At 60.9% G+C, this 23551-nt stretch carries 26 protein-coding genes; 2 read left to right on the top strand and 24 right to left on the bottom strand.

What is annotated here, in order from left to right; genetic code table 11:
- Window positions 1-66: 66 nt before the first annotated feature.
- Together ccmB and ccmA are read right to left on the bottom strand one after the other, a co-directional pair.
- Window positions 67-735 (bottom strand): heme exporter protein CcmB, encoded by a 669-nt coding sequence (ccmB, locus tag NPS46_RS23390; protein ID WP_274111471.1) that lies wholly within the window; start codon window positions 733-735, stop codon window positions 67-69.
- Window positions 732-1367: a cytochrome c biogenesis heme-transporting ATPase CcmA gene (gene ccmA, locus NPS46_RS23385; protein ID WP_274111469.1), complete on the bottom strand. Its 636-nt coding sequence runs from the start codon at window positions 1365-1367 to the stop codon at window positions 732-734. Before ccmA ends, ccmB begins: the two co-directional genes overlap by 4 nt.
- A 208-nt stretch (window positions 1368-1575) precedes the next feature.
- Between ccmA and NPS46_RS23380 the strand changes: the two genes are divergently transcribed.
- The gene (locus tag NPS46_RS23380; protein ID WP_274111467.1) at window positions 1576-3147 is read left to right on the top strand and encodes a flagellar hook-length control protein FliK; all 1572 of its coding nucleotides are present in this window, start codon (window positions 1576-1578) and stop codon (window positions 3145-3147) included.
- Window positions 3144-3473 carry an EscU/YscU/HrcU family type III secretion system export apparatus switch protein gene (locus NPS46_RS23375; protein ID WP_274111465.1) on the top strand — a complete coding sequence of 110 codons (330 nt, stop codon included), beginning with the start codon at window positions 3144-3146 and terminating at the stop codon, window positions 3471-3473. Before NPS46_RS23380 ends, NPS46_RS23375 begins: the two co-directional genes overlap by 4 nt.
- 99 nt (window positions 3474-3572) lie before the next feature.
- Here NPS46_RS23375 and NPS46_RS23370 read toward each other — a convergent pair whose 3' ends face one another.
- From NPS46_RS23370 to fliL, 22 genes are all read right to left on the bottom strand, one after another.
- Window positions 3573-3965, bottom strand: coding sequence for a DUF2802 domain-containing protein (locus NPS46_RS23370; RefSeq protein WP_274111463.1), 393 nt, complete (start codon window positions 3963-3965; stop codon window positions 3573-3575).
- Complete coding sequence (locus NPS46_RS23365) at window positions 3966-4445, bottom strand: chemotaxis protein CheW (protein ID WP_274111461.1); 480 nt, start codon at window positions 4443-4445, stop codon at window positions 3966-3968.
- 76 nt (window positions 4446-4521) lie between these two features.
- Window positions 4522-5382, bottom strand: coding sequence for a CheW domain-containing protein (locus NPS46_RS23360; protein WP_274111459.1), 861 nt, complete (start codon window positions 5380-5382; stop codon window positions 4522-4524).
- 84 nt (window positions 5383-5466) lie between these two features.
- On the bottom strand, window positions 5467-6255 hold the full coding sequence (locus tag NPS46_RS23355) for a ParA family protein (RefSeq protein WP_274111457.1): 789 nt from the start codon (window positions 6253-6255) through the stop codon (window positions 5467-5469).
- Between the two features lie 51 nt (window positions 6256-6306).
- Window positions 6307-7194 (bottom strand): flagellar motor protein MotD, encoded by an 888-nt coding sequence (gene motD, locus NPS46_RS23350; RefSeq protein ID WP_274111455.1) that lies wholly within the window; start codon window positions 7192-7194, stop codon window positions 6307-6309.
- A 12-nt stretch (window positions 7195-7206) separates the two neighbouring features.
- Complete coding sequence (locus NPS46_RS23345) at window positions 7207-7947, bottom strand: flagellar motor protein (RefSeq protein ID WP_274111453.1); 741 nt, start codon at window positions 7945-7947, stop codon at window positions 7207-7209.
- Complete coding sequence (locus NPS46_RS23340) at window positions 7947-9074, bottom strand: protein-glutamate methylesterase/protein-glutamine glutaminase (RefSeq protein WP_274111451.1); 1128 nt, start codon at window positions 9072-9074, stop codon at window positions 7947-7949. Before NPS46_RS23340 ends, NPS46_RS23345 begins: the two co-directional genes overlap by 1 nt.
- 49 nt (window positions 9075-9123) lie before the next feature.
- Window positions 9124-11361 (bottom strand): chemotaxis protein CheA, encoded by a 2238-nt coding sequence (locus NPS46_RS23335; protein ID WP_274111449.1) that lies wholly within the window; start codon window positions 11359-11361, stop codon window positions 9124-9126.
- Window positions 11362-11372: 11 nt separating this feature from the next.
- A complete protein-coding gene (locus NPS46_RS23330) occupies window positions 11373-12161 on the bottom strand; it encodes a protein phosphatase CheZ (RefSeq protein WP_274111447.1) in 789 nt (262 codons plus the stop codon).
- 23 nt (window positions 12162-12184) lie between these two features.
- Complete coding sequence (locus NPS46_RS23325; protein WP_024012118.1) at window positions 12185-12556, bottom strand: chemotaxis response regulator CheY; 372 nt, start codon at window positions 12554-12556, stop codon at window positions 12185-12187.
- Window positions 12557-12727: 171 nt separating this feature from the next.
- A complete protein-coding gene (gene fliA, locus NPS46_RS23320; RefSeq protein ID WP_274111445.1) occupies window positions 12728-13468 on the bottom strand; it encodes an RNA polymerase sigma factor FliA in 741 nt (246 codons plus the stop codon).
- Entirely contained in the window at window positions 13465-14298 is an 834-nt protein-coding gene (gene fleN / locus NPS46_RS23315) for a flagellar synthesis regulator FleN (protein ID WP_274111442.1), read from the bottom strand. The genes fliA and fleN overlap by 4 nt, the downstream gene beginning before the upstream one ends.
- 117 nt (window positions 14299-14415) lie before the next feature.
- Window positions 14416-15741 (bottom strand): flagellar biosynthesis protein FlhF, encoded by a 1326-nt coding sequence (gene flhF / locus NPS46_RS23310; protein WP_274111440.1) that lies wholly within the window; start codon window positions 15739-15741, stop codon window positions 14416-14418.
- Window positions 15742-15752: 11 nt separating this feature from the next.
- Window positions 15753-17882 carry a flagellar biosynthesis protein FlhA gene (gene flhA / locus NPS46_RS23305; RefSeq protein ID WP_274111438.1) on the bottom strand — a complete coding sequence of 710 codons (2130 nt, stop codon included), beginning with the start codon at window positions 17880-17882 and terminating at the stop codon, window positions 15753-15755.
- Window positions 17883-18075: 193 nt separating this feature from the next.
- Complete coding sequence (flhB, locus tag NPS46_RS23300; protein WP_274111436.1) at window positions 18076-19212, bottom strand: flagellar biosynthesis protein FlhB; 1137 nt, start codon at window positions 19210-19212, stop codon at window positions 18076-18078.
- A 3-nt stretch (window positions 19213-19215) separates the two neighbouring features.
- The gene (fliR, locus tag NPS46_RS23295) at window positions 19216-19992 is read right to left on the bottom strand and encodes a flagellar biosynthetic protein FliR (RefSeq protein WP_274111434.1); all 777 of its coding nucleotides are present in this window, start codon (window positions 19990-19992) and stop codon (window positions 19216-19218) included.
- Window positions 19993-19995: 3 nt separating this feature from the next.
- Entirely contained in the window at window positions 19996-20265 is a 270-nt protein-coding gene (gene fliQ, locus NPS46_RS23290) for a flagellar biosynthesis protein FliQ (protein ID WP_274111432.1), read from the bottom strand.
- A gap of 21 nt (window positions 20266-20286) precedes the next feature.
- Window positions 20287-21036 (bottom strand): flagellar type III secretion system pore protein FliP, encoded by a 750-nt coding sequence (gene fliP, locus NPS46_RS23285; protein WP_274111430.1) that lies wholly within the window; start codon window positions 21034-21036, stop codon window positions 20287-20289.
- Window positions 21036-21470: a flagellar biosynthetic protein FliO gene (fliO, locus tag NPS46_RS23280; protein ID WP_274111429.1), complete on the bottom strand. Its 435-nt coding sequence runs from the start codon at window positions 21468-21470 to the stop codon at window positions 21036-21038. The genes fliP and fliO overlap by 1 nt, the downstream gene beginning before the upstream one ends.
- Entirely contained in the window at window positions 21471-21938 is a 468-nt protein-coding gene (gene fliN, locus NPS46_RS23275) for a flagellar motor switch protein FliN (RefSeq protein ID WP_274111427.1), read from the bottom strand. It lies immediately after the preceding gene.
- A gap of 56 nt (window positions 21939-21994) precedes the next feature.
- On the bottom strand, window positions 21995-22963 hold the full coding sequence (gene fliM, locus NPS46_RS23270) for a flagellar motor switch protein FliM (protein WP_274111425.1): 969 nt from the start codon (window positions 22961-22963) through the stop codon (window positions 21995-21997).
- A gap of 9 nt (window positions 22964-22972) precedes the next feature.
- Entirely contained in the window at window positions 22973-23464 is a 492-nt protein-coding gene (fliL, locus tag NPS46_RS23265) for a flagellar basal body-associated protein FliL (protein WP_274111423.1), read from the bottom strand.
- Window positions 23465-23551: the final 87 nt, after the last annotated feature.

The raw sequence follows: 23551 nt of genomic DNA, 5'->3' as shown, positions 1-23551 counted from the left end.
TCACGGTTGCCCGTCGTTATGACGAAGGGCCAGGGTCTTTACTGGTCAAAAAGTGACCAGACCTCATTATTCGCCGACGCTAATCTTCAGGCCAGCGGCTATTGCAAAAGGTGTCAGGGTTACCGCCAAGGCGGTCAGGCTGCCAAGCCAGAGGAGATAACCGATGGCCGGCATGCCTTGCAATGCCGCCTGCAAGGCACCACTGCCCAGAATCAACACCGGGATATACAGGGGCAGGATCAACAGCGCCAGTAACAATCCACCGCGCTTGAGCCCCACGGTCAGCGCCGCACCGACCGCACCGAGCAGGCTCAGCACCGGTGTCCCGAGCAGCAATGACAACAGCAGTACCGGCAGGCAGGCGGTCGGCAAACCGAGCATCAGGGCCAGCAACGGCGCCAACAATACCAGCGCCAGGCCGGAAAACGCCCAGTGTGCCAGTACCTTAGCCAGAACCAGAAGAGGCAGGGGGTGCGACGAAAGGACCCACTGCTCGAGCGATCCATCCTCGAAATCACTGCGAAAAAGCCCGTCCAGCGAGAGCAAAACCGATAAAAGCGCGGCGACCCAGACCAGTCCCGGAGACAAGGTTTGCAACAATTGAGTCTCCGGGCCGACCGCCAACGGAAACAAAGCAATCACAATGGCGAAGAAAACCAGGGGGTTGGCCAATTCCGCCGGACGGCGAAACAACAGGCGAGCTTCGCGCGCCACCAGCAATCCGAACACACTCATACGGCCCAACGCCCCAGATCGATATCGCGGTAGCCCGAAGGAGTCCGGGTCAGCGTGTGGTGAGTGGTGAGCACAACCATGCCGCCGCGCTCGCAGTGATCGGCCAGGTGCGCTTCCAACTGGGCCACGCCCTGCTTGTCGAGGGCCGTGAAGGGTTCATCGAGGATCCACAGCGGCGGGCTGTCCAGGTACAACCGCGCCAGGGCCACGCGGCGCTGCTGGCCGGCGGACAGGGTGTGACAGGGCACATCTTCGAAACCGCGCAGCCCCACCGCTGCCAGGGCCTGCCAGATCGCCTCGCGGGACGCCGGACGGTGCAGTGCGCCGAGCCAACTGAGGTTTTCCTCGGGGCTAAGCAGGTCCTTGATCCCGGCGGCATGACCAATCCATAACAACGAGCGCGCCAGTTCGCTGCGCTGAGCCCCCAGCGGCTGGCCATTGAGCAGGACTTCACCGGCGGTCGGCTGCATCAGCCCGGCCAACAACCGCAGCAGACTGGTTTTGCCACTGCCGTTGGGACCGCTGATCTGCAACATATCGCCGGCGCTCAGGCGCAATTCGAGGTTCTCGAAAAGCGTGCGCCAGTCGCGCTCACAGGCCAGCGCTACGGCTTCTAGAAGTGGGCTGGTCAAAACAGGGACGGCCTTTTCGGTTCAAATATCGGTTCAAGTCGGCCCGTGTGCGGCCGTTACAAAGAGATGCAGATTAAGTGCTTTTACCTGCCGGACTAGAGAGCTGCGTCAAACATCGACAACGTTTTGACGCACCAACGGGAACGGCGCAGCATTATACATGTCATGTCCTACTCTCAAGAGGGCAATTTCAACAGGCCACGACCCGATGACAGGCGAAATAACCCCCCTTCCCCTCCCGGCAGCCGTCGCCAATGGCGGCCGTCCGCTGGTCGCTACGGGTGAGCTGCTCAAGCTGCTGGAACCTGCCGAAGGGTTGATCGCCACCGGGCAAACCGCCAAGGCCGAGGTCCTGTCGCTAAAACAGGCCGAGCAGAATTTTCAGCTGCTGCTCAAGCTGACCCTCGATAATGGCCGGCAAACCACGGTCCAGGCCACTAGTAGCCAGCCACTGCCGCTGGGCACCAGCGTGTTGGTCAGCCAGCCGAGCGCAGGCAACCTGGCGATCACCGTACAGCAGGCGCTGAGCGCCAGCGTCGCCGCGCTGACCCGCCTCGATACCGGCCAACTGCCCGCTGGCACCCTGCTACAAGGCAAAGTACTGACCACCCAGGCCTTGCCCCAGGGCAGCGGCCAGCCAGCGATCTATCGCTCCCTGGTCAGCCTGCTCAATAGCGCCCAGAGCGGTGCGACCCTGATCCTGGAGAGCGCGCAGCCGCTGCGTATCGGCAGCTTGCTCAGCGCCCAGGTACAGGACGCGCAAACACTCTCCTTCGTCCCCCTGAGCGGCCGCCAGGACCAACTGGCGATTACCCAGCAGCTCGCAGCCCAGCAGGGCCGCCAGGCCTCCATCGAAGGCCTGATCCAGCTGCTGCAACGCCTGCCGGCAGACGCCCAGGTTCCGGCGGGGCTGCGCAGCGCTATCGACAAGCTGCTGAGCGGGCTGCCCGACGCCGCACAACTGAGCACCCCCAAAGGCCTGGCCCAGGCCCTGCAAAACAGCGGGGTGTTTCTTGAAGCACGCTTGCTCGGTGCGCAGAACCCGGGGCTGACGCCCGATCTCAAGGGCAACCTCCTGCGCCTGATTGCCCAGACACTACCGGGCGTCCCCGCCAGTTCGACCTTCAATCCCGGCGTCGCGGCAACGGCTCTGGCCCAGTCACTGCCCAATTTTGTCCGCAGCGCCCTGGGCACGCTCGGCCAGGTTGGCGCCCGCCCGCAGCCGGCCGGCTTTCCCCTGCCCTCGCGCCTGCTGCAAAGCCTGGAAGGCGAAGGCGACCTGGAGAACCTCCTGCGCCTGGCCGCTGCCGCCATCTCGCGCCTGCAGAGCCATCAACTGGCCAGCCTGGAGCAGACCGGCACCACCGCCAATGGCAACCTGCAAACCACCTGGCAGTTGGAGATCCCCATGCGCAACCTGCAGGACATTGTGCCTCTGCAGGTCAAGTTGCAGCGTGAAGAGCCGCCCGAACGCGAGCCCCAAGAAAAGACTGCCCGCCGCGAACCGAAAGAACAGCTCTGGCGGCTGGACCTGGCCTTTGACGTCGAACCCCTCGGCCCCCTGCAAGTACAGGCGCAACTGGTGGCCGGTCGCCTGTCCAGCCAGCTCTGGGCCGAACGCCCCTACACCGCCAACCTAATCGAAACCCATCTGGGCACCCTGCGCGCCAGGCTCAGCGCTTCGGGCTTGAATGTCGGCGACCTGGACTGCCATCTGGGCGTCCCGCCCCAGGGTGCGCAAACCCGTCTTGAACAACGCTGGGTGGATGAAACCGCATGAAGAATCCGCACCCGCCGCGCCAGGCCATCGCCCTCAAGTACGACGGCCAGCAAGCTCCCACCCTCACCGCCAAGGGCGACGATGAACTGGCCGAGGCGATCCTCAAGCTGGCCCGCGACTATGAAGTGCCGATCTACGAAAACGCCGAATTGGTCAAGCTACTGGCCCGCATGGAGCTGGGCGAGAGCATTCCCCAGGAGCTGTACCTGACCATTGCCGAGATCATCGCCTTTGCCTGGCAACTCAAGGGCAAGTTCCCGGTGGGCTTCGACCATGAGGCCGAGACTCGGGAAAAGGACATCACGGCCCTGGGGGATGATTATTGAGGGCCTGTCGAACGACAGACACCGGGGTTTGATGCAGGCGGCCCTGGTAGACAGGCCCCTCGCCCTGCACGGGCCAGGCGAAACAACGTGGCAGCCGCCTCAGCCCTTGTGCAGCTTGCTCATCAACTCGGCTTCGGCCTGGGTCAGGCCACAGGATTGAGTCAACTCATCGATGCTTGCGCCCATGCCGACCAGGCGTGCTGCCTGGGCAAAGGACAGGCTGGACGGATCACGCTGCTCCAACTGGACCAGCTTGTCCGGCAGCGGCGCGACCACAGCCCGCAGTTCGTGCAGGTCTTCGCCCATGCGCACCGTACCGTTCTGATAATGGTCCAGGCGCCGACCCAGGTCGCGGATGCGCTGGTCACGCAGGGCATCCGCCTCGGCCTGCTGTACGGCGAGCCGCCGCTGGCCTCGAACATAGACCACAAACAGGCCCACGCTCACGGCCCAGAGGATGCCCAGCACGATAACGCCCACCTCGAAAAACAATCAGATGCTCTCCAGCTCGGACCATTCTTCTTCGGTCATCATCTTGTCCAGCTCAACCAGAATCAGCAGCTCGCCGTTCTTGTTGCACACGCCTTGGATAAACTTGGCCGATTCCTCGTTACCGACATTCGGCGCGGTCTCGACTTCGGACTGACGCAGGTAAACCACTTCCGCCACGCTGTCGACCAGGATACCGACCACTTGCTTGTCGGCCTCGATAATCACCACACGGGTGTTGTCGGTGATTTCGCTGGACATCAGGCCAAAGCGCTGACGCGTGTCGATCACGGTCACCACATTGCCGCGCAGGTTGATGATCCCCAGTACATAGCTGGGTGCACCCGGCACCGGAGCGATCTCGGTGTAGCGCAGCACTTCCTGCACTTGCATCACATTGATGCCATAGGATTCGTTATCGAGCTTGAAGGTTACCCATTGCAGAATCGGATCTTCGGAGCCCTGTACGGACGACTTGTTCATACTCCCAACCTCTGAAAAAACCGTCGATGACGGTATGAGCTGTCTGGCTGCCCGCATTCATCGTGCGGTGCAGCGGTTATTTGTTCGCTTTGTCCAGTTTCATCTGTTTCACCGCACCGCTGGCAATCAGCTCGGCCAACTCGGCAACATCGAGTAGCGCGCACATATGCTCGATCACCGTACCGGCCAGCCACGGACGCTGCCCACGATGGCTGCGCCACTTGATCTCGTTAGGGTCCAGGCGCAGCGAGCGACTGACCTGGTGCACCGCCAATCCCCACTCATAGCCTTGAACCGAAATGACGTACTGCAAGCCTTCGCGAAAATCATCGCGATAGCGATCTGGCATCACCCAACGCGCCGTGTCCAGCACCTTCAGGTTGCCGGCCTGGCTCGGCAGAATGCCGAGAAACCATTCCGGCTGGCCAAACAACGGCGTCAGCTCGTGACCCGCCAGTGGATAAATCGAACCCAGGCACACCAACGGCACCGCCAGGGTCAGGCCCGCGACATCGAACAGCAGGCATTCAAACGGCTCAGCCGCCCAGGCCGGACGATCAGAACCCGCCTTCGGCGGTGGCGGATGACCTGCCACCGAGGGCAAATGAACCTCAACCACCGGCTCGATCAATGCCGGCGCCGGCACAGCCACCACCGGTGCAACAACCACCGGAACAACCACCTCGGCAACCGCGACCTGAACCTTGGCCTGGACCGCGTCACGTGCCTGCTCCTCAAGCACTGCGGCCTGAAACTCATCAATTTCGACACTGCTTGTCACAATCTGCGGGGCATCGACCACTGCCACCGGGACCGAAACCGGTACCAGTTCTGGAACCGCCTCGAGCAACTCCTCAGTCGCTTCCTGCAACAACGCATCCAGATAGGACTGCAAGGCCATCTGGGGCCGGGTCGTAATATCCAGTGGACGGTTCATAAGCGGGCCCACGAACAAGGACCATCACCCTTGCGTAAAGAGGTTATCGGCTGACCTGGCGCACGACTTGAATACAGGGCCATTTCACGCCACCTGGGGAACAAGTTGCTGGGCCAGCAAATGCTTGAGCAAGGCTCGATACGCCAGCACGCCGCGGCTCTTGCCGTCGAACTGCGAGGGTGTGACCCCAGCGCGGCTGGCATCGCGCAAGCGCGTGTCGACCGGGATATAGCCCTGCCAGATAGTCTCGGGAAATTTGTCGCGCAGCACTCGCAGGGTGCCCAGGGAGGCCTGGGTCCGCCGATCGAACAGGGTGGGAACGATGCTGTAGGCCAGCGGCTGCTTACGCGAACGATTGATCATTGCCAGCGTGTTGACCATCCGCTCCAGGCCCTTGACCGCCAAATGCTCGGTCTGAACCGGCACCACCAGTTGCTGGCTCGCCGCCAGGGCGTTGACCATCAACACGCCGAGCAACGGCGGGCTGTCGATCACCGCGTAGTCGAAATCCTGCCACAGTTGCGCCAGGCTCTTGGCGATCACCAGGCCCAGGCCGCTCTGGCCCGGTGATTGCCGCTCCAAGGTTGCCAGGGCGGTGCTCGATGGCAACAGCGAGATACGTTCATGACTGGTCGGCAGCAACAACTGGCCCGGCAGGCCCTGAGGCACGCCGCCCTTGTGCAGGAACAGATCGAAACTGCTGTGCTCCAGGCTGTCCGGATCGTAGCCGAAGTAGCTGGTCATCGAGCCGTGGGGGTCGAGATCGACCACGACCACGCGCTTGCCCGCCTCGGCCAGCAACCCGGCCAGAGCGATGGAGCTGGTGGTCTTACCGACACCACCTTTTTGATTGGCTACTGCCCAGACTCTCATTCGGTTCTTTACCTCCCGGCAAGGCGTGGCCCTGTCGAGAACATACACTCGTTATAGGGCCGGTGACGGAGAATTGACGGTCCTTGCGCGCACCGACTGCGTGGCACCGCTCGGTGCAGTTTGTGTGCCAGCGCGGCGCAGGGCCGCATCCGGCTTGGCATTGGCGGTTCCGGTACCGGTCAGGCTGCGGCGCACATCGAGGTTGCGCGAGATGACCAGCACCACCCGACGATTCTTCGCCCGGCCTTCTGCCGTGGCGTTATTGGCCACCGGCTGGAACTCACCATAGCCGACCGACGCCATTCGCCCCGGGTTGACCCCTTCCATCGCCAGCATCCGTACGATGCTTGCCGCCCGCGCCGAAGACAGCTCCCAGTTGGTCGGGTACTGCGCGGTACGGATTGGCTGGTCGTCGGTGAAGCCCTCGACATGGATCGGGTTATCGAAAGGTTTGATGATCTTCGCCACCTTGTCGATGATCGTGAACGCGATATCGCTCGGCATGGCGTCGCCACTGCCGAACAGCAGGCTGGAGTTCAACTCGATCTCAATCCACAGCTCGTTGCCGCGCACCGTCATCTGGTCGGACTTGAGCAGATCGCCGAACGCCTCGGTGACGCTGTCGGCAATGGTTTGCAGCGGATCACTGGTGCTCTGCGAGAGCCCGGCGTCGGTCTGCTCGCTATCGCTGATCAACGGCTCGGCCGGCTTGACCGTCAGCGGGCGCTCGTCACCAATGGGAATGGGCTTGAGGCTGCGCTCGGGGTCATTGAACACCCCGACCAGGGCCTGGGACAGGATCTTGTATTTGCCTTCATTGATCGATGAGATCGAATACATCACCACAAAGAAGGCAAACAGCAGCGTGATGAAGTCAGCGTAGGAAACCAGCCAGCGCTCGTGATTTTCGTGTTCTTCAGGTTGGCGACGACGGCGCATAAGGCTTCTCCATCAATCCATGAAGCCCTGGAGCTTCAATTCAATGGAGCGCGGGTTCTCACCCTCGGCAATCGACAGAATGCCCTCCAGAAGCATCTCCCGATAACGTGACTGACGCATGGCAATCGACTTCAATTTGTTGGCAATAGGCAGCAGCAACAGGTTGGCGCTGGCCACACCGTAGATAGTCGCGACAAACGCGACCGCGATACCATCGCCCAGCTGCGACGGATCGGCCAGGTTGCCCATCACGTGGATCAGGCCCATGACCGCACCGATGATCCCGATGGTCGGCGCATAGCCGCCCATGCTCTCGAAGACCTTGGCGGCCTGGATATCACGGGTTTCCTGGGTATAGAAATCGACTTCAAGAATGCCGCGGATGGCTTCCGGCTCGGCGCCGTCGACCAGCAATTGCAAGCCCTTGCGCGAGTAACTGTCCGGTTCGCTGTCCGCCACACCTTCCAGCCCGAGCAGGCCTTCCTTGCGCGCGATCAGGCTCCAGTTGACGATCCGGTCGATGCCGCCGGCCAGGTCGACATGGGGCGGAAACAGAATCCAGACCAAAATCTGCATGGCCCGCTTGAAGGCGCTCAGCGGCGCCTGCAGCAAGGCCGCGCCGATAGTCCCGCCAAGTACGATCAGGGCCGCCGGGCCGTTGATCAGCGCCCCCAGATGACCACCCTCCAGATAGTTGCCGCCGATAATGGCGACAAACGCGAGGATGATCCCGATAAGACTTAAAACATCCATCAGCTGCACGCCTCGACCAGGTGTTTGCCTATGTCATCCAGGCCGTAGACCGCATCGGCCAGGTTGGCTTTGACAATGGCCATGGGCATGCCATAGATCACGCAGCTGGCTTCATCCTGGGCCCAGACCGAACTGCCGCCCTGCTTGAGCAGGCGCGCGCCTTCGCGGCCATCGGCACCCATGCCGGTCAACACCACGGCCAGCACTTTGTCGCCGTAGGACTTGGACGCAGAGCCAAAGGTGATATCAACACAAGGTTTGTAGTTCAGACGCTCATCGCCCGGCAGGATTTTCACCGCGCCACGGCCATCGATCATCATCTGCTTGCCACCCGGTGCCAGCAGGGCCAGGCCGGGACGCAGGATATCGCCGTCCTCCGCTTCCTTGACGCTGATCCGGCACAGCTTGTCCAGGCGTTCGGCAAAGGCCTTGGTAAAGGCCGCCGGCATGTGTTGGATCAACACGATGGGCGCCGGGAAACTGGCCGGCAACTGCGTCAACACGCGCTGCAGCGCCACCGGGCCACCTGTCGACGTTCCAATCGCAACCAGCTTGTACGGCTTGCGTTTGGGCGCAGGCGAGGACATCGGTGCGGCAACAGCACGGCTCGGGATCGGTGTGGTCCGGCTCGGAGCCGGGGCCGGGCTTGCGTAGCCAGCGGAACTCGGCGCAGGCGCAGGGGCCGCCCCCGGCTGTGGTGCAGACGAGCCATAGCCGCTGAAACGACGGTTGCTGCGGGAAATGCTGTGAACCTTCTCGCACAGCAGTTGCTTGACCTTGTCGGGGTTGCGCGAGATATCTTCGAAATTCTTCGGCAGGAAGTCCACCGCGCCAGCGTCCAGCGCATCCAGGGTCACCCGGGCGCCTTCGTGGGTCAGCGAGGAGAACATCAACACCGGGGTCGGGCAGCGCTGCATGATATGACGCACAGCCGTGATGCCATCCATCATCGGCATCTCGTAGTCCATGGTGATCACGTCCGGCTTGAGTGCCAGGGCCTGATCGATCGCTTCCTTGCCATTGGTCGCCGTCCCGACGACCTGGATGTTCGAATCAGCGGAAAGAATTTCCGTGACACGGCGGCGGAAAAAACCCGAATCATCCACCACCAGGACCTTGACTACCATAAACACTCCGTTAGGCGGCGCAAGACGCGACCGCCCTGCACCACCAGAATCAAATACGCCGTGCGGCGTAACGCTTGAGCATGCTCGGGACATCCAGGATCAGTGCGATACGGCCATCACCTGTGATAGTCGCGCCGGACATGCCCGGGGTGCCTTGCAGCATCTTGCCCAAGGGTTTGATCACCACTTCTTCCTGCCCGACCAACTGGTCAACGACAAAGCCGATGCGCTGGGTACCCACCGACAGAATCACCACATGGCCCTCGTGCTGTTCTTCATGCGCAGCCGAGCTGACCAGCCAGCGCTTGAGGTAGAACAGCGGCAAGGCCTTGTCGCGCACGATCACCACTTCCTGGCCGTCGACCACGTTGGTGCGCGACAGGTCCAGGTGGAAGATCTCGTTGACGTTGACCAGCGGGAAGGCAAACGCCTGGTTGCCCAGCATGACCATCAGCGTCGGCATGATCGCCAGGGTCAGCGGCACCTTGATGACGATCTTGGTGCCCTTGCCCTTGGTCGAATAGATATTGATGGTGCCGTTGAGCTGGGCGATCTTGGTTTTCACCACGTCCATGCCCACGCCACGCCCGGACACGTCGGAAATCTCGGTCTTGGTCGAGAAGCCCGGCGCAAAGATCAGGTTGAAGCAGTCGGTTTCGCTCAGGCGATCGGCCGCATCCTTGTCCATCAAGCCTTTCTTCACGGCGATGCCGCGCAGAATATCGGCGTCCATGCCTTTGCCGTCATCGGAGATCGACAGCAGGATATGGTCGCCTTCCTGTTCGGCGGAAAGAATCACCCGACCGCTACGCGACTTGCCCGCCGCCTCGCGTTCGTCCGGCACTTCGACGCCATGGTCGACCGAGTTGCGCACCAAGTGGACCAATGGATCGGCCAGGGCCTCGACCAGGTTCTTGTCGAGGTCGGTTTCTTCACCGACCAGTTCCAGGTTGATATCTTTCTTGAGCTGACGCGCCAGGTCTCGTACCAGGCGCGGGAAGCGCCCGAAGACCTTCTTGATCGGCTGCATGCGGGTCTTCATCACCGCGGTCTGCAGGTCGGCCGTGACCACATCCAGGTTCGACACGGCCTTGGACATGGCCTCGTCGCCGCTGTTGAGCCCCAGGCGGACCAGGCGGTTACGCACCAGCACCAACTCGCCGACCATATTCATGATCTCGTCGAGGCGCGCGGTATCGACCCGTACCGTGGTTTCGGTCTCGGCCACCGCCGGTTTGTCGTGGGCCGGTGCTGCAGCCCGTGCAGGCGCAGGTGCTGCCGCTGGCTTCGCTGCTTCGACTTTCTTGACTTCGGGTTTCGCCACGACCGCCGCAGCAGCAGGGGCCGCAGCAGAAGCCGGTGCAGGAGCGGCCTTGGCCGCACCCGGTTGTTCGGTGAACTTGCCCTTGCCGTGCAATTCGTCGAGCAGCGATTCGAACTCGTGATCGCTGATCAGATCGCTGCTACCCGCCGCTACAGCAGCCGGGGCAGCCGCAGGCGCCGCAGCACCCGCGCTCTCCAGTGCATCGACGGCGAATGTGCCCTTGCCATGCAACTGATCGAGCAGTGCTTCGAATTCATCGTCGGTGATATCACCGCTGACCGGCGCTGGGGCCGCAGCTGCCGGGGCAATAGCCGCCGGCACGCCATCGGCGGCAAACTGGCCCTTGCCGTGCAACTGGTCGAGCAGCGACTCGAACTCGGCGTCAGTGATTTCATCGCCCTGCGCTGCGCCCACCTCGGTGCCACCGACCACCGCTGCGGGTGCAGCCGCCTCGGCTTTGACCGCATTGAGCGAGTCGAGCAGCATTTCAAATTCGTTGTCGGTGACATCGCCGCTTTCGGCTGGCGCTTCGATCACCGGCTCAGGTTCGGCCGCCACGGCTTCGACAGCCGCAGCCGGCTCGGCCAGACGGGCCAAAGCCGCCAGCAGTTCAGGCGTTGCCGCCGTGATCGGGCTGCGTTCGCGCACTTCGCCGAACATGCCATTGACCGCATCCAGCGCTTCCAGAACCACGTCCATCAGCTCGGAGTCGACGCGCCGCTCACCCTTGCGCAGGATGTCGAAAACGTTCTCGGCGATGTGGCAGCACTCCACCAGCTCATTGAGCTGGAGGAAGCCGGCGCCCCCTTTTACAGTGTGAAAACCGCGAAAAATTGCATTGAGCAAATCAGAATCATCAGGCCGGCTTTCCAGCTCAACCAGTTGTTCGGACAGTTGCTCTAGAATCTCGCCGGCCTCTACTAGGAAATCCTGGAGGATCTCTTCATCGGCGCCGAAGCTCATTTAGGTGCTCCTTAGAAACCCAAGCTGGATAGCAAATCGTCTACGTCATCCTGACCGGACACGACATCTTCACGTTTATCGGCATGAATCTGCGGACCTTCACCCTGGGCAAGGTGTTTTTGTGGGTCTTTCTCCGCGAGGATGGCCTCACGGTCATGTTCAATACCTGCAAAGCGATCAACCTGGCTGGCCATAAGCACCAGCTTGAGCAGGTTACTCTCGACTTCTGTAACCAATTGCGTAACACGCTTGATGACCTGACCGGTAAGGTCCTGGTAATCCTGCGCCAGCAGAATGTCATTGAGGTTGCCGGTCACCGTGCGCGCATCACGCTCGCTGCGTGCCAGGAACCCTTCGACCCGCCGGGCCAGCTCGCGAAACTCTTCGGCACCGACCTCACGGCGCATGAAGCGCGCCCAGTCGGTACTCAGCGCCTTGGCCTCGGAATTGATCCCGTTGACCAGCGGCGTGCTGTTCTCGACCAGGTCCATGGTGCGATTGGCCGCGTTCTCGGTCAGGCGCACCACATAGGACAGACGCTCGGTGGCGTCCGTGATCTGCGACACCTCTTCGGCTTGCGGCATATGCGGGTCAATCTGGAAATTGACGATAGCGCTATGCAGTTCGCGCGTGAGCTTGCCGACCTCCTGATACAGGCCGCGATCACGGGTCTGGTTGAGCTCATGGATCAACTGCACTGCATCGCCGAATTTGCCCTTTTCAAGGCTGTCGACCAATTGATGCGCATGTTTCTTCAGGGTCGACTCAAAGTCGCCCTGTGACGATTCGTTATGCTCCATAGCTTCCCCCGCAGTGGATGCCATCAGCCGATGCGCTCAAAAATCTTCTCGATCTTGTCTTTCAGCGCCTGAGCGGTGAAGGGTTTGACCACATAGCCATTCACACCGGCCTGGGCCGCTTCGATGATCTGCTCGCGCTTGGCCTCGGCCGTCACCATCAGGACAGGCAAATGCTTGAGCTTTTCATCCGCACGCACATGACGCAGCAGGTCGATGCCGGTCATCCCGGGCATGTTCCAGTCAGTCACCAGAAAGTCGATGCTCCCGCTGTTGAGGACAGGAATCGCGGTAGTACCGTCGTCCGCCTCGACCGTGTTAGTGAAACCAAGGTCACGCAACAGGTTTTTAATGATCCGCCGCATCGTCGAAAAATCATCAACGATGAGGATTTTCATGTTCTTGTCCAATTCGACCTCCAAGCAGTCTTAAACGCACTCAGCACCTGAGTGCGCCATTCAATCAATCCGGCACAACACGCAACGACTATATGGATGCTACGAAAGAACGAGCCGACATGAGGCTTTCACCCCCTGTACGGCTCGCTCTCGGCACTTCCACACGGCCGGTCAGCGCGCGCGCCATTCCCCCAATCGCCCCCGCAAACGGGCCGCACACTGGCTGTGTAACTGGCTGACTCGCGATTCGCTGACCCCCAGGACCTCACCGATTTCCTTGAGGTTCAGCTCTTCGTCGTAGTACAGCGCCAACACCAGTCGCTCACGCTCCGGCAAATTGGCAATCGCATCCGCCAGCGCAGCCTGGAAGCGTTCATCTTCCAGATCGCGCGACGGTTCGAAATGAGCGCCCGCACCATCCTCATGCAACCCTTCATGTTCGCCGTCCTGTACCAGGTCGTCGAAACTGAACAAGCGGCTACCCAAGGTATCGTTCAAGATCGCGTAGTAATCATCGAGACTCAATTGGAGTTCGGCCGCAACCTCGTGATCTTTAGCGTCACGACCGGTTTTTGCTTCAATTGCACGGATTGCGTCACTGACCATCCGTGTATTGCGGTGTACCGAACGGGGTGCCCAGTCGCCCTTGCGGACTTCATCGAGCATGGCACCACGGATCCGGATTCCCGCATAAGTCTCGAAACTGGCACCCTTGCTCGAATCGTACTTGGTCGAGACTTCGAGCAAGCCGATCATCCCGGCCTGGATCAGGTCTTCCACCTGAACACTGGCCGGCAGGCGTGCCAGCAAGTGATAGGCAATACGCTTGACCAACGGAGCGTAACGCTCGATCAACTCATACTGGCTGTCACGCGATGACTTGGAATACATGCGATAGCCACTGGCAGTCATAAGGCCGGTCCCGCACTCGTTTGCTGTATCAGACGCTCGACAAAAAACTCCATATGCCCCCGAGGGTTAGCAGGCAGAGGCCAGGTGTCGACCTTCTGAGCGATAGCCTTGAACGCCAGCGCGCATTTCGAACGAGGGAACGCTTCATAGACCGCACGCTGCTTTTGCACGGCCTTGCGCACACACTCGTCATAGGGAACTGCACCGACGTATTGTAAGGCTACATCCAGGAAACGATCCGTGACCTTGGTCAACTTCGCGAATAGATTGCGCCCTTCCTGCGGGCTCTGCGCCATGTTGGCCAGTACGCGAAAACGGTTCATGCCGTAGTCACGGTTGAGCAGCTTGATCAGCGCATAAGCGTCGGTGATCGAGGTCGGCTCATCGCAGACCACCAGCAGCACTTCCTGGGCCGCGCGCACGAAGCTGACCACCGAGTCACCGATCCCCGCAGCGGTGTCGATCACCAGCACGTCGAGGTTGTCGGCGATATCGCTGAACGCCTGGATCAGCCCGGCATGCTGCGCCGGACTCAGGTGAACCATACTCTGGGTACCGGAGGCCGCCGGAATGATGCGAACCCCGCCAGGCCCCTGCAGCAATACATCGCGCAGGTCGCAACGCCCCTCGACCACATCGGCGAGAGTACGCTTGGGCGTCAGCCCGAGCAGGACGTCGACATTCGCCAGACCCAGATCGGCATCCAGCAGCATGACACGTCGGCCAAGCTCGGCCAGTGCCAGTGAAAGATTCACCGACACGTTCGTTTTCCCGACGCCACCCTTGCCGCCGGTCACTGCGATCACCTGTACGGGATGCATGCTACCCATGTTCTTTCTTACCTTGTCTTACTTAGACGTAGGCCACATAACTGGCTGCGAGCTCACTGTCGTGCGGATGCCAAACAGGCCATCGGGGCTGACAGATCGCAAAGTCTTCATCACGCCTCAGCCCACCCGCTTGGAAGGGCTGTGGTAAATATCAGCGAACATATCGGCCATGGCCTCTTCGCTGGGTTCTTCCTGCATTTGCACGCTGACGGCGCGGCTTACCAACTGATGCCGACGCGGCAGGTGCAGGTCATCCGGAATACGTGGTCCATCCGTCAGATAGGCCACCGGCAACTCATGGCTGATCGCCAGACTGAGCACTTCGCCCAGGCTCGCGGTTTCATCCAGCTTAGTCAGGATGCAGCCTGCCAGGCCGCAACGTTTGTAACTGTGGTACGCGGCCGTGAGGACCTGCTTCTGGCTGGTCGTCGCGAGAACCAGGTAGTTCTTGGCGCAAATGCCCCGCCCGGCCAGGCTTTCAAGCTGCATGCGCAGGGCCGGGTCGCTGGCCTGCAGGCCGGCGGTATCGATCAGCACCACGCGCTTGCGCAGCAACGGGTCGAGCGCCTGCACCAAGGATTGCCCCGGATCGACATGCGTCACCGACACATTGAGAATTCGCCCCAGGGTCTTGAGCTGCTCCTGGGCACCAATGCGGAAGCTGTCCATGCTCACCAAGGCAATATTCTGCGCGCCGTACTTGAGCACATAACGGGCGGCAAGCTTGGCCAGGGTGGTGGTCTTGCCCATGCCGGCTGGACCGACCATGGCAATCACCCCACCTTCTTCGAGCGGCTCGATTTCCGGGGTCACGATCATCCGTGCCAGGTGCGCCAGCAACATGCGCCAGGCATGGCGTGGCTCGTCGATTTCATTGACCAGTTCCAGCAGATCGCGCGACAGCGGCCCGGACAGCCCGATGCGCTGCAGACGCCGCCAGAGATTGGCTTGCTGCGGACGACTGCCGCGCAGTTGATTCCAGGCCAGGGAGCCCAACTGGACTTCCAGCAGCTCGCGCAGGCCATTGAGTTCGAAGCGCATCGAATCGAAGGCACGCTGATCGACGCTCGGCGCCGGCGCGGCTGGCGGCACTGGCCGTGGCGGCTCTTGCAACGTCGGCTCAATCAACGGCTCGGCGGCCGTCAACGGCAAGCCGGCAAACAACTGCCGATTGGTAGTGCCGTCACTTTCGCCCTCGCCACGCAGGCTCAGTTCGGCCTGGGCGCTGACAATGCGCGATTGGGTCTTGCGCAACTCGTCCTCGAGCTCGATATTCGGCACCCGTGGTGCCAGCGCGGAAAGCTTATAGTCCAGCGCAGCCGTCAACTCGACACCGCCGGCGATCCGACGATTGCCGATAATGGCCGCATCGGAGCCCAGCTCATCACGAACCAGCTTCATGGCCTGACGCATATCGGCGGCGAAAAAACGCTTAACTTGCATAACCCACTACCTCAGCCGTTGGGCCCTACTGTCGCAACGATGGTGACTTGCTTGTTGTCAGGAATTTCCTGGTAGGCCAGTACATGCAGGTTGGGTACTGCCAACCTGCCGAACCGTGACAACATGGCCCGGACCGGACCGGCTACCAGCAGAATCACCGGTTGCCCCTGCATCTCCTGGCGCTGAGCGGCGTCAATCAATGAACGCTGAAGCTTTTCAGCCATGCTCGGTTCCAGAAGAACGCCCTCTTCCGAGCCCTGTCCTGCCTTCTGCATACTATTGAGCAATATTTGTTCCAACCTTGGCTCCAAGGTGATAACAGGCAGCTCAGACTCAAGCCCTACAATGCTTTGCACGATTGCGCGGGACAATCCGACGCGTACTGCAGAAACCAAAGCGGCGGTATCTTGACTCTTGGCGGCATTGTTCGCGATGGCCTCGGCAATACTACGAATGTCGCGTACAGGCACCTGCTCGGCCAGCAACGCCTGCAACACCTTGAGCAGTTGCGACAGCGACAGCACGCCCGGCACCAGCTCTTCGGCGAGCTTGGGCGAGGCTTTGGCCAGCAATTGCATGAGTTGCTGCACTTCCTCATGGCCCAGCAGCTCATGGGAATGCTTGTAGAGAATCTGGTTCAAGTGGGTCGCAACCACCGTACTGGCGTCGACCACGGTATAGCCCAGCGACTGCGCCTGGCTGCGTTGGCTGATTTCGATCCAGACCGCGTCCAGACCAAAAGCCGGGTCCTTGGCGGTAATACCGCTCAAGGTGCCGTAGACCTGGCCGGGGTTGATCGCCAGCTCACGATCGGGATAAATCTCCGCCTCGGCCAGCGTCACGCCCATCAGCGTGAGGCGATAGGCACTGGGGGCCAGGTCGAGGTTGTCACGAATATGCACAGTCGGCATCAAGAAGCCCAGGTCCTGGGAGAGCTTCTTGCGCACCCCCTTGATCCGCGCCAGCAACTGCCCACCCTGGTTGCGGTCCACCAGGGGAATCAGGCGATAACCCACTTCAAGACCGATGATGTCGATCGGCGTCACGTCATCCCAGCCCAGCTCCTTGGTTTCCATGGCACGCGCCGGCGAAGGCAGCAGTTCCTGCTGGCGCTGGACCTCGGCCAGGGCCTGGACCTTGACTTGGTTCTGCTGGCGCCAGACCAGGTAGGCGATACCGCCGGCGATGGCCGCCAGGCTCAGGAAGGAAAAGTGCGGCATGCCCGGCACCAGCCCCATGACCGCCATCAAACCGGCGGACACGCCTAGCGCCTTGGGCGAAGCGAACATCTGCCGATTGATCTGCTTGCCCATGTCTTCCGAGCCGGAGGCTCGGGTCACCATAATGGCCGCAGCGGTCGACAGCAGCAGGGATGGCAGCTGCGCCACCAAACCGTCACCGATGGTCAACAGGGCATATACCTTGCCGGCATCGGCAAACGTCATGTTGTGCTGGAAGATCCCGACCGCCATGCCGCCGATCAGGTTGATAAAGAGAATCAGCAGGCCGGCGATGGCGTCGCCACGGACGAACTTACTGGCACCGTCCATGGAACCGTAGAACTCGGCTTCCTGGGCCACCTCCAGACGGCGGCTCTTGGCCTGGTTTTGATCGATCAGGCCGGCGTTGAGGTCGGCGTCGATCGCCATCTGCTTGCCAGGCATCGCATCCAGGGTAAAGCGTGCGCTCACTTCGGAAATACGCCCGGCGCCCTTGGTCACCACGACAAAGTTGATGATCATCAGGATCGCGAACACCACGATACCTACGACATAGTTGCCGCCGATCACCACTTCACCAAACGCCTGGATCACCTTACCCGCGGCAGCATGGCCATCATGGCCGTGGAGCATCACCACCCGGGTCGAGGCCACGTTGAGCGCCAACCGCAGCAGGGTGGCGATCAGCAGAATGGTGGGGAAGACCGCAAAGTCCAAGGGTCGCAGCGCGTAGACGCAGACCAGCAGCACGACGATGGACAGGGCGATGTTGAACGTGAAGAACACATCGAGCAGAAACGGTGGAACCGGCAACATCATCATCGCCAGCATGATCAGCAGCAGCAGCGGCACACCCAGATTGCCTCGACCGAGGCTTGTCAGGTTGCTGCGAGCAGTATTGAGTAGCTGTGTGCGATCCACCAATTTTCCCTATTTCCCGAAGCAAACTTTTGACGCCAAGCGCAGCGCAGAGCTGCTTGTGCAAAAAGCCTTCCAACTTTTCCCACAATGACCAATTTGCTTGAAACCCACGGAAAACCGGCACCCCGACTCCCGCTGGGCAATAAAACAGCAGGTAGGATGCAGCACGTCGCCGGATCGGCGCGCGCGGGGATTACTCGTCGCGCCGTAGTTCCGGCGGAATCGGCAGGTCCTTGATCGGGTCCGGACGCTTGCCCTTGCCCGCGCGGAATTGACGGATCTGGTAGACATACGCCAGCACCTGGGCCACCGCCAGATACAGGCCACCCGGGATCTCCTGATCCATCTCCGTGGAGTGGTAGATAGCCCGCGCCAGCGCCGGCGACTCCAGCAGCAAGATGTCGTTATGGGTGGCGATTTCGCGAATCTTCAATGCCAGGAAGTCCGTCCCCTTGGCCAGCAACACCGGCGCACTGCCCTTTTCCGGATCGTACTTGAGCGCCACCGCATAGTGGGTCGGGTTGGTGATGATGACGTCGGCATCCGGCACGGCAGCCATCATCCGGCGCTGGGACATTTCACGCTGGGTCTGGCGAATCCGCTGCTTGACCTCCGGACGCCCTTCCTGATCCTTGTGCTCGTCGCGCACTTCCTGCTTGGTCATCAGCAGCTTCTTGTGGCTTTCCCAGAGCTGGACCGGCACGTCCACCGCGGCAATCAGCAACAGGCCACAGGCAATCCACAACGCACTCCAGCCCACCACCTGCAAACTGTGGATCACCGCCATTTCCAGCGGCTCATGGGCAATACGCAGCAGATCATCGATATCCGAGGTCAAGACCACCAGCGCGATAATCAGGATCACAAAGAACTTGGCCAGGGCCTTGAGCAGCTCGACCAGCGCCTTGGCGGAGAACATCCGCTTGAGCCCGGCGGCCGGGTTCATCCGGCTGAATTTCGGCGCCAGGGTCTTGCCGGCAAACAGCCAGCCCCCCAGGGAAATAGGCCCCACCAGTGCGGCGATCAGCAAGGTGATCAGCACCGGCTGGGCGGCAATAATGGCCAGCTTCCCCGAATGCAGCAGGAAAATCCCCATCGAGCGCTCATCGAGCAGCACCTCGCGCGACAAGCTGAAATTCATGCGCATCAGCTCCATCATGCTGTTGGCCAGGGCCCCGCCAAAAACCAGCAGGCCGCCCGCCCCCGCCAACATAATGGCCAGCGTGTTCAGCTCCTTGGAGCGCGCAATCTCGCCCTTTTCCCGGGAGTCCTTCTTGCGCTTCTCCGTGGGGTCTTCTGTTTTATCCTGACCGCTCTCGCTCTCTGCCATGGCTTAGCTCGCCCGTGCCAGTTCACGTAAAAACTGCAAGGCCTCGACGGCCAGCGGTTGATACTGATTGAGAATATCGGCCATGCCGATCCAGAGGATCACCATGCCCAGCACCAGGGTCAGCGGAAAGCCGATGGAAAAGATATTGAGCTGCGGCGCCGCACGGGTCATCACGCCAAAGGAAATATTCACCACCAGCAAGGCGGTAATCGCCGGCAGGACCAGCAGCAGAGCCGAACCCAGCACCCAACCCAGCTTGCCAGCCACTTCCCAGAAGCTCTGGACCAGTAGCCCACCTCCGACCGGTAGCGTAGTGAAGCTTTCAGTCAGCACCTCGAACACCACCAGGTGACCGTTCATGGCCAAAAACAGCAGGGTCACCAGCATGGTGAAAAACTGGCTGATCACCGCCACCGAGACGCCGTTGGTCGGGTCGACCATCGAGGCAAAGCCCATGCCCATCTGGATCGCGACGATCTGTCCGGCGATGACAAAGGCCTGGAAGAACAACTGCAGAGAAAAGCCCATCAGCGCGCCGATCAATATCTGTTCGGCGATCAACAGCAACGCACTGAGATCCAGGGCGTGCACCGGCGGCATGGCCGGCAAGGCCGGGACGATCACCACGGTAATGGCCACGGCGAAATACAGGCGTACACGCGTCGACACCAGGGAAGTGCCGAACACCGGCATGGTCATCAGCACCGCGGCGACACGAAACAGCGGCAGGATAAAACTCGCGACCCAGCTACTGATCTGTACGTCGGTGAGCGCCAGCATGGGTCAGCCGATCAACTGCGGAATACTGCCGTACAGCTGCAGGATGTATTCCATAAAGGTGCGCACCAGCCAGGGACCGGCCACGATCAACGTGACCAGCATCACCAGCAGACGCGGCAGGAAGCTGAGGGTTTGTTCGTTGATCTGCGTCGCGGCCTGGAACATCGCCACCAACAGACCGACCAGCAGGCTGGGAATCACCAGCACCGCCACCATCAGAGTGGTCAGCCAGAGCGCGTCGCGAAACAGGTCTACTGCAACTTCTGGAGTCATTTTGCGCTACCTGCCAAGGTGCTAAACACCGCCGAAACTGCCGGCTAACGTTCCGATAATCAGCGCCCAGCCATCCACCAGGACAAACAGCATGATCTTGAACGGCAGGGAAATAATCAGCGGCGACAGCATCATCATCCCCATGGCCATCAACACACTGGCAACCACCAGGTCGATGATCAGGAAGGGAATAAAGATCATGAAGCCGATCTGGAACGCCGTCTTGAGCTCGGACGTCACAAAGGCCGGCACCAGGATCGTCAGCGGCGCCTGGTCCGGGCTGGCGATATCGGTACGCTTGGACAGGCGTACAAACAACTCCAAATCACTGCTGCGGGTTTGCGCCAGCATAAAATCCTTGATCGGGACTTCAGCCTTGGCCACCGCCTGCTGGGCAGTCAGGGTTTCATTCAGGTAGGGCTGCAGAGCATCCTGGTTCACCCGATCGAACACCGGCGCCATGATAAACATGGTCAGAAACAGCGCCATGCCTGTCAGGATCTGGTTTGACGGCGTCTGTTGCAGGCCCAGGGCCTGACGCAGGATCGAGAAGACAATGATGATCCGGGTAAAGCTGGTCATCAGCATGACGAACGCCGGAATAAAGCTCAGCGCCGTCATGATCAGCAGGATCTGCAGGCTGACCGAGTACTCTTGCTGGCCATCGGCCCCGCTGGTCAGGCTGATAGCCGGGATCGATAGCGGATCGGCCGCCAGCGCCAGGGGCGCTGCCAGCATCAGCAGCAGCGTCAACAGAATGCGCAACGGCATCACTTCTTATCCTTTTGCTCTTTACCCAGCAGCTCCATCAGACGCTGGGCGAATTCCGGCGTGGCCGCTTCGGTGCTGGGCACCTGCACCGGCTCCTTGAGCACATGCAGCGCCGTGATACTGCCCGGGGTCAGCCCCAACAGAATCTGCTCGTTGCCGACCTGCACCAGGACCAGTCGATCACGCTGGCTCAAAGCCCGCGAGCCAATGAGCTCGATGACCTGGCCCTTGCCAGCCGGCCCGGCTTGCTGGACCCGGCGCAGCAGCCAGGCGAGGAAGAAAATCAACCCCAGAACCAACAGCAGCCCCAGTACCAACTGCATCAACTGCCCGACCACACCCCCGCCAGAGGCCGGAGCCGCTGCATTCGCCACAGGCTCGGCCGCCAGCACGGCACCCGGCAGGCTGAGCAGTACCGCCAGCAAACCCTTCATTCAGCGCAGCTTCTTGATGCGTTCGCTTGGGCTGATCACGTCGGTCAGGCGGATGCCGAACTTCTCGTTGACCACAACCACTTCGCCATGGGCGATCAACGTGCCGTTGACCAGCACGTCGAGCGGCTCGCCGGCCAGGCGATCGAGCTCGATCACCGAGCCCTGGTTAAGCTGCAGCAGGTTACGGATGTTGATATCGGTGCTGCCGACTTCCATGGAGATCGACACCGGGATATCCAGGATCACGTCCAGGTTCGGACCATCCAGGCTGACCGGCTCATTGTTTCGCGGCACGCTGCCAAATTCTTCCATCGGCAGGCGATTGGAGGACGGCGCGCTACCCGCATCGGCGGCCAACAGGGCATCGATATCGTCCTGGCCGGCGTCGCCGGTTTCTTCCAGGGCGGCCGCCCACTCATCGGCCAGGGCCTGGTCTTCCGGGGAAGTCATTTCGTGTTCGTCAGCCATCAGTTGTCCTCGGCGAGCAGTCATTCATCAACAAAACAGGGTTTGGCGAGCGCCGTTCAACGGCGCTCGATGGGCTCGATCACTTGCAGGGCCAGGTTGCCCTTGTGCGAGCCCAGCTTGACCTTGAACGATGGCACGCCATTGGCGCGCATGATCAGGTCGTCGGGTAACTCCACCGGAATCACGTCGCCCGGCTGCATATGCAGGATGTCGCGCAAGCGTAATTGGCGACGGGCAACGGTGGCACTGAGTGGCACCGCCACATCCAGCACGTCTTCGCGCAGGGCCTTGACCCAGCGCTCGTCCTGGTCGTCGAGGTCGGACTGGAAACCGGCATCGAGCATTTCGCGCACCGGTTCGATCATCGAGTACGGCATGGTCACGTGCAGGTCGCCGCCACCACCGTCGAGCTCGATATGGAAAGTCGACACCACCACAGCCTCGCTTGGCCCGACGATGTTGGCCATGGCCGGGTTGACTTCCGAGTTGATGTACTCGAAGTTGACCGCCATGATCGCCTGCCAGGCTTCCTTGAGATCGAGGAACGCCTGCTCCAGGACCATGCGTACCACGCGCAACTCGGTCGGCGTGAATTCACGCCCCTCGATCTTGGCGTGACGGCCATCGCCGCCGAAGAAGTTGTCCACCAGCTTGAACACCAGCTTGGCGTCGAGAATAAACAGCGCCGTACCGCGCAGCGGCTTGATCTTGACCAGGTTCAAGCTTGTCGGCACGTAGAGCGAATGCACGTACTCGCCGAACTTCATCACCTGCACGCCACCCACGGCCACGTCGGCGGAGCGCCGCAGCATGTTGAACATGCTGATACGGGTGTAACGGGCGAAACGCTCGTTGATCATTTCCAGGGTCGGCATGCGCCCACGGACGATACGGTCCTGACTGGTCAGGTCATAACTCTTGACGCTGCCAGGCTCGGCGGCGTTATCGGTCTGCACCAGACCATCGTCGACGCCATGCAGCAGGGCATCGATCTCATCCTGGGACAGCAGATCTTGCACGGCCATTTCGGGATCCTACTGCAGTACGAAATTAGTGAAGAGCAATTGTTCGACAACTACTTTGCCGACTTCCTTCTGCGCCACTTCCTGCACGCTGGCAGTAGCTTTCTGACGCAGCATTTCCTGGCCGATCGGCGCGGCCAAGGCCTCGAAGCTTTGACCGGAAAACAGCATCACCAGGTTGTTGCGGATCACCGGCATATGCACTTTCAAGGCATCCAGGTCGGCCTGGTTGCGCGCCAGCAGGGTAATGCTGACCTGCATATAGCGCTGGCGGCCGTTCTGATTGAAATTGACCACGAAAGCGGGCGCCATCGGTTCATAGATCGCCGCAGCCTTGACGCTGCTGTCGACCACCGGCGCCGGCTCAGGCTTGGGACTGTGCAGGAAGAACCAGGTTGCCCCCACAGACATGCCGATGGCCAGCAACAAAGCTAGCACTATCAAGAGGATAAGCTTGAGTTTGCCTTTCCCGGCGGGGTCTTTCACTGCTTCGCTCTTCGCCATGCCAATAATCCGTCACTAATCGGGTTTTCACAGTCGCACGGCTAGGCAGGAGCAAGTGTTATGCCAGATTCGACAAAGAGACGAAAG

It is taken from the genome of Pseudomonas putida (assembly GCF_028682395.1).
Taxonomy (GTDB): Bacteria; Pseudomonadota; Gammaproteobacteria; order Pseudomonadales; family Pseudomonadaceae; genus Aquipseudomonas; species Aquipseudomonas putida_AB.
The sequence above is the reverse complement of the archived record's forward strand: the minus strand, read 5'-3'. Positions and strand labels throughout refer to the sequence as shown.

What these genes read in the sequence shown, in the direction of transcription:
- motD (WP_274111455.1), bottom strand. Translation starts at nt 7,194, where the DNA reads ATGCGCCGTCGTCGCCAACCTGAAGAACACGAAAATCACGAGCGCTGG.
- ccmB (WP_274111471.1), bottom strand. Translation starts at nt 735, where the DNA reads ATGAGTGTGTTCGGATTGCTGGTGGCGCGCGAAGCTCGCCTGTTGTTT.
- fliN (WP_274111427.1), bottom strand. Translation starts at nt 21,938, where the DNA reads ATGGCTGACGAACACGAAATGACTTCCCCGGAAGACCAGGCCCTGGCC.
- flhB (WP_274111436.1), bottom strand. Translation starts at nt 19,212, where the DNA reads ATGGCAGAGAGCGAGAGCGGTCAGGATAAAACAGAAGACCCCACGGAG.
- NPS46_RS23375 (WP_274111465.1), top strand. Translation starts at nt 3,144, where the DNA reads ATGAAGAATCCGCACCCGCCGCGCCAGGCCATCGCCCTCAAGTACGAC.
- NPS46_RS23360 (WP_274111459.1), bottom strand. Translation starts at nt 5,382, where the DNA reads ATGAACCGTCCACTGGATATTACGACCCGGCCCCAGATGGCCTTGCAG.
- fliR (WP_274111434.1), bottom strand. Translation starts at nt 19,992, where the DNA reads ATGCTGGCGCTCACCGACGTACAGATCAGTAGCTGGGTCGCGAGTTTT.
- NPS46_RS23325 (WP_024012118.1), bottom strand. Translation starts at nt 12,556, where the DNA reads ATGAAAATCCTCATCGTTGATGATTTTTCGACGATGCGGCGGATCATT.
- NPS46_RS23345 (WP_274111453.1), bottom strand. Translation starts at nt 7,947, where the DNA reads ATGGATGTTTTAAGTCTTATCGGGATCATCCTCGCGTTTGTCGCCATT.
- NPS46_RS23365 (WP_274111461.1), bottom strand. Translation starts at nt 4,445, where the DNA reads ATGAACAAGTCGTCCGTACAGGGCTCCGAAGATCCGATTCTGCAATGG.
- NPS46_RS23380 (WP_274111467.1), top strand. Translation starts at nt 1,576, where the DNA reads ATGACAGGCGAAATAACCCCCCTTCCCCTCCCGGCAGCCGTCGCCAAT.
- NPS46_RS23330 (WP_274111447.1), bottom strand. Translation starts at nt 12,161, where the DNA reads ATGGAGCATAACGAATCGTCACAGGGCGACTTTGAGTCGACCCTGAAG.
- fliQ (WP_274111432.1), bottom strand. Translation starts at nt 20,265, where the DNA reads ATGACTCCAGAAGTTGCAGTAGACCTGTTTCGCGACGCGCTCTGGCTG.
- NPS46_RS23335 (WP_274111449.1), bottom strand. Translation starts at nt 11,361, where the DNA reads ATGAGCTTCGGCGCCGATGAAGAGATCCTCCAGGATTTCCTAGTAGAG.
- NPS46_RS23355 (WP_274111457.1), bottom strand. Translation starts at nt 6,255, where the DNA reads ATGAGAGTCTGGGCAGTAGCCAATCAAAAAGGTGGTGTCGGTAAGACC.
- fliP (WP_274111430.1), bottom strand. Translation starts at nt 21,036, where the DNA reads ATGCCGTTGCGCATTCTGTTGACGCTGCTGCTGATGCTGGCAGCGCCC.
- fliO (WP_274111429.1), bottom strand. Translation starts at nt 21,470, where the DNA reads ATGAAGGGTTTGCTGGCGGTACTGCTCAGCCTGCCGGGTGCCGTGCTG.
- fliA (WP_274111445.1), bottom strand. Translation starts at nt 13,468, where the DNA reads ATGACTGCCAGTGGCTATCGCATGTATTCCAAGTCATCGCGTGACAGC.
- fleN (WP_274111442.1), bottom strand. Translation starts at nt 14,298, where the DNA reads ATGGGTAGCATGCATCCCGTACAGGTGATCGCAGTGACCGGCGGCAAG.
- fliL (WP_274111423.1), bottom strand. Translation starts at nt 23,464, where the DNA reads ATGGCGAAGAGCGAAGCAGTGAAAGACCCCGCCGGGAAAGGCAAACTC.
- NPS46_RS23340 (WP_274111451.1), bottom strand. Translation starts at nt 9,074, where the DNA reads ATGGTAGTCAAGGTCCTGGTGGTGGATGATTCGGGTTTTTTCCGCCGC.
- fliM (WP_274111425.1), bottom strand. Translation starts at nt 22,963, where the DNA reads ATGGCCGTGCAAGATCTGCTGTCCCAGGATGAGATCGATGCCCTGCTG.
- flhF (WP_274111440.1), bottom strand. Translation starts at nt 15,741, where the DNA reads ATGCAAGTTAAGCGTTTTTTCGCCGCCGATATGCGTCAGGCCATGAAG.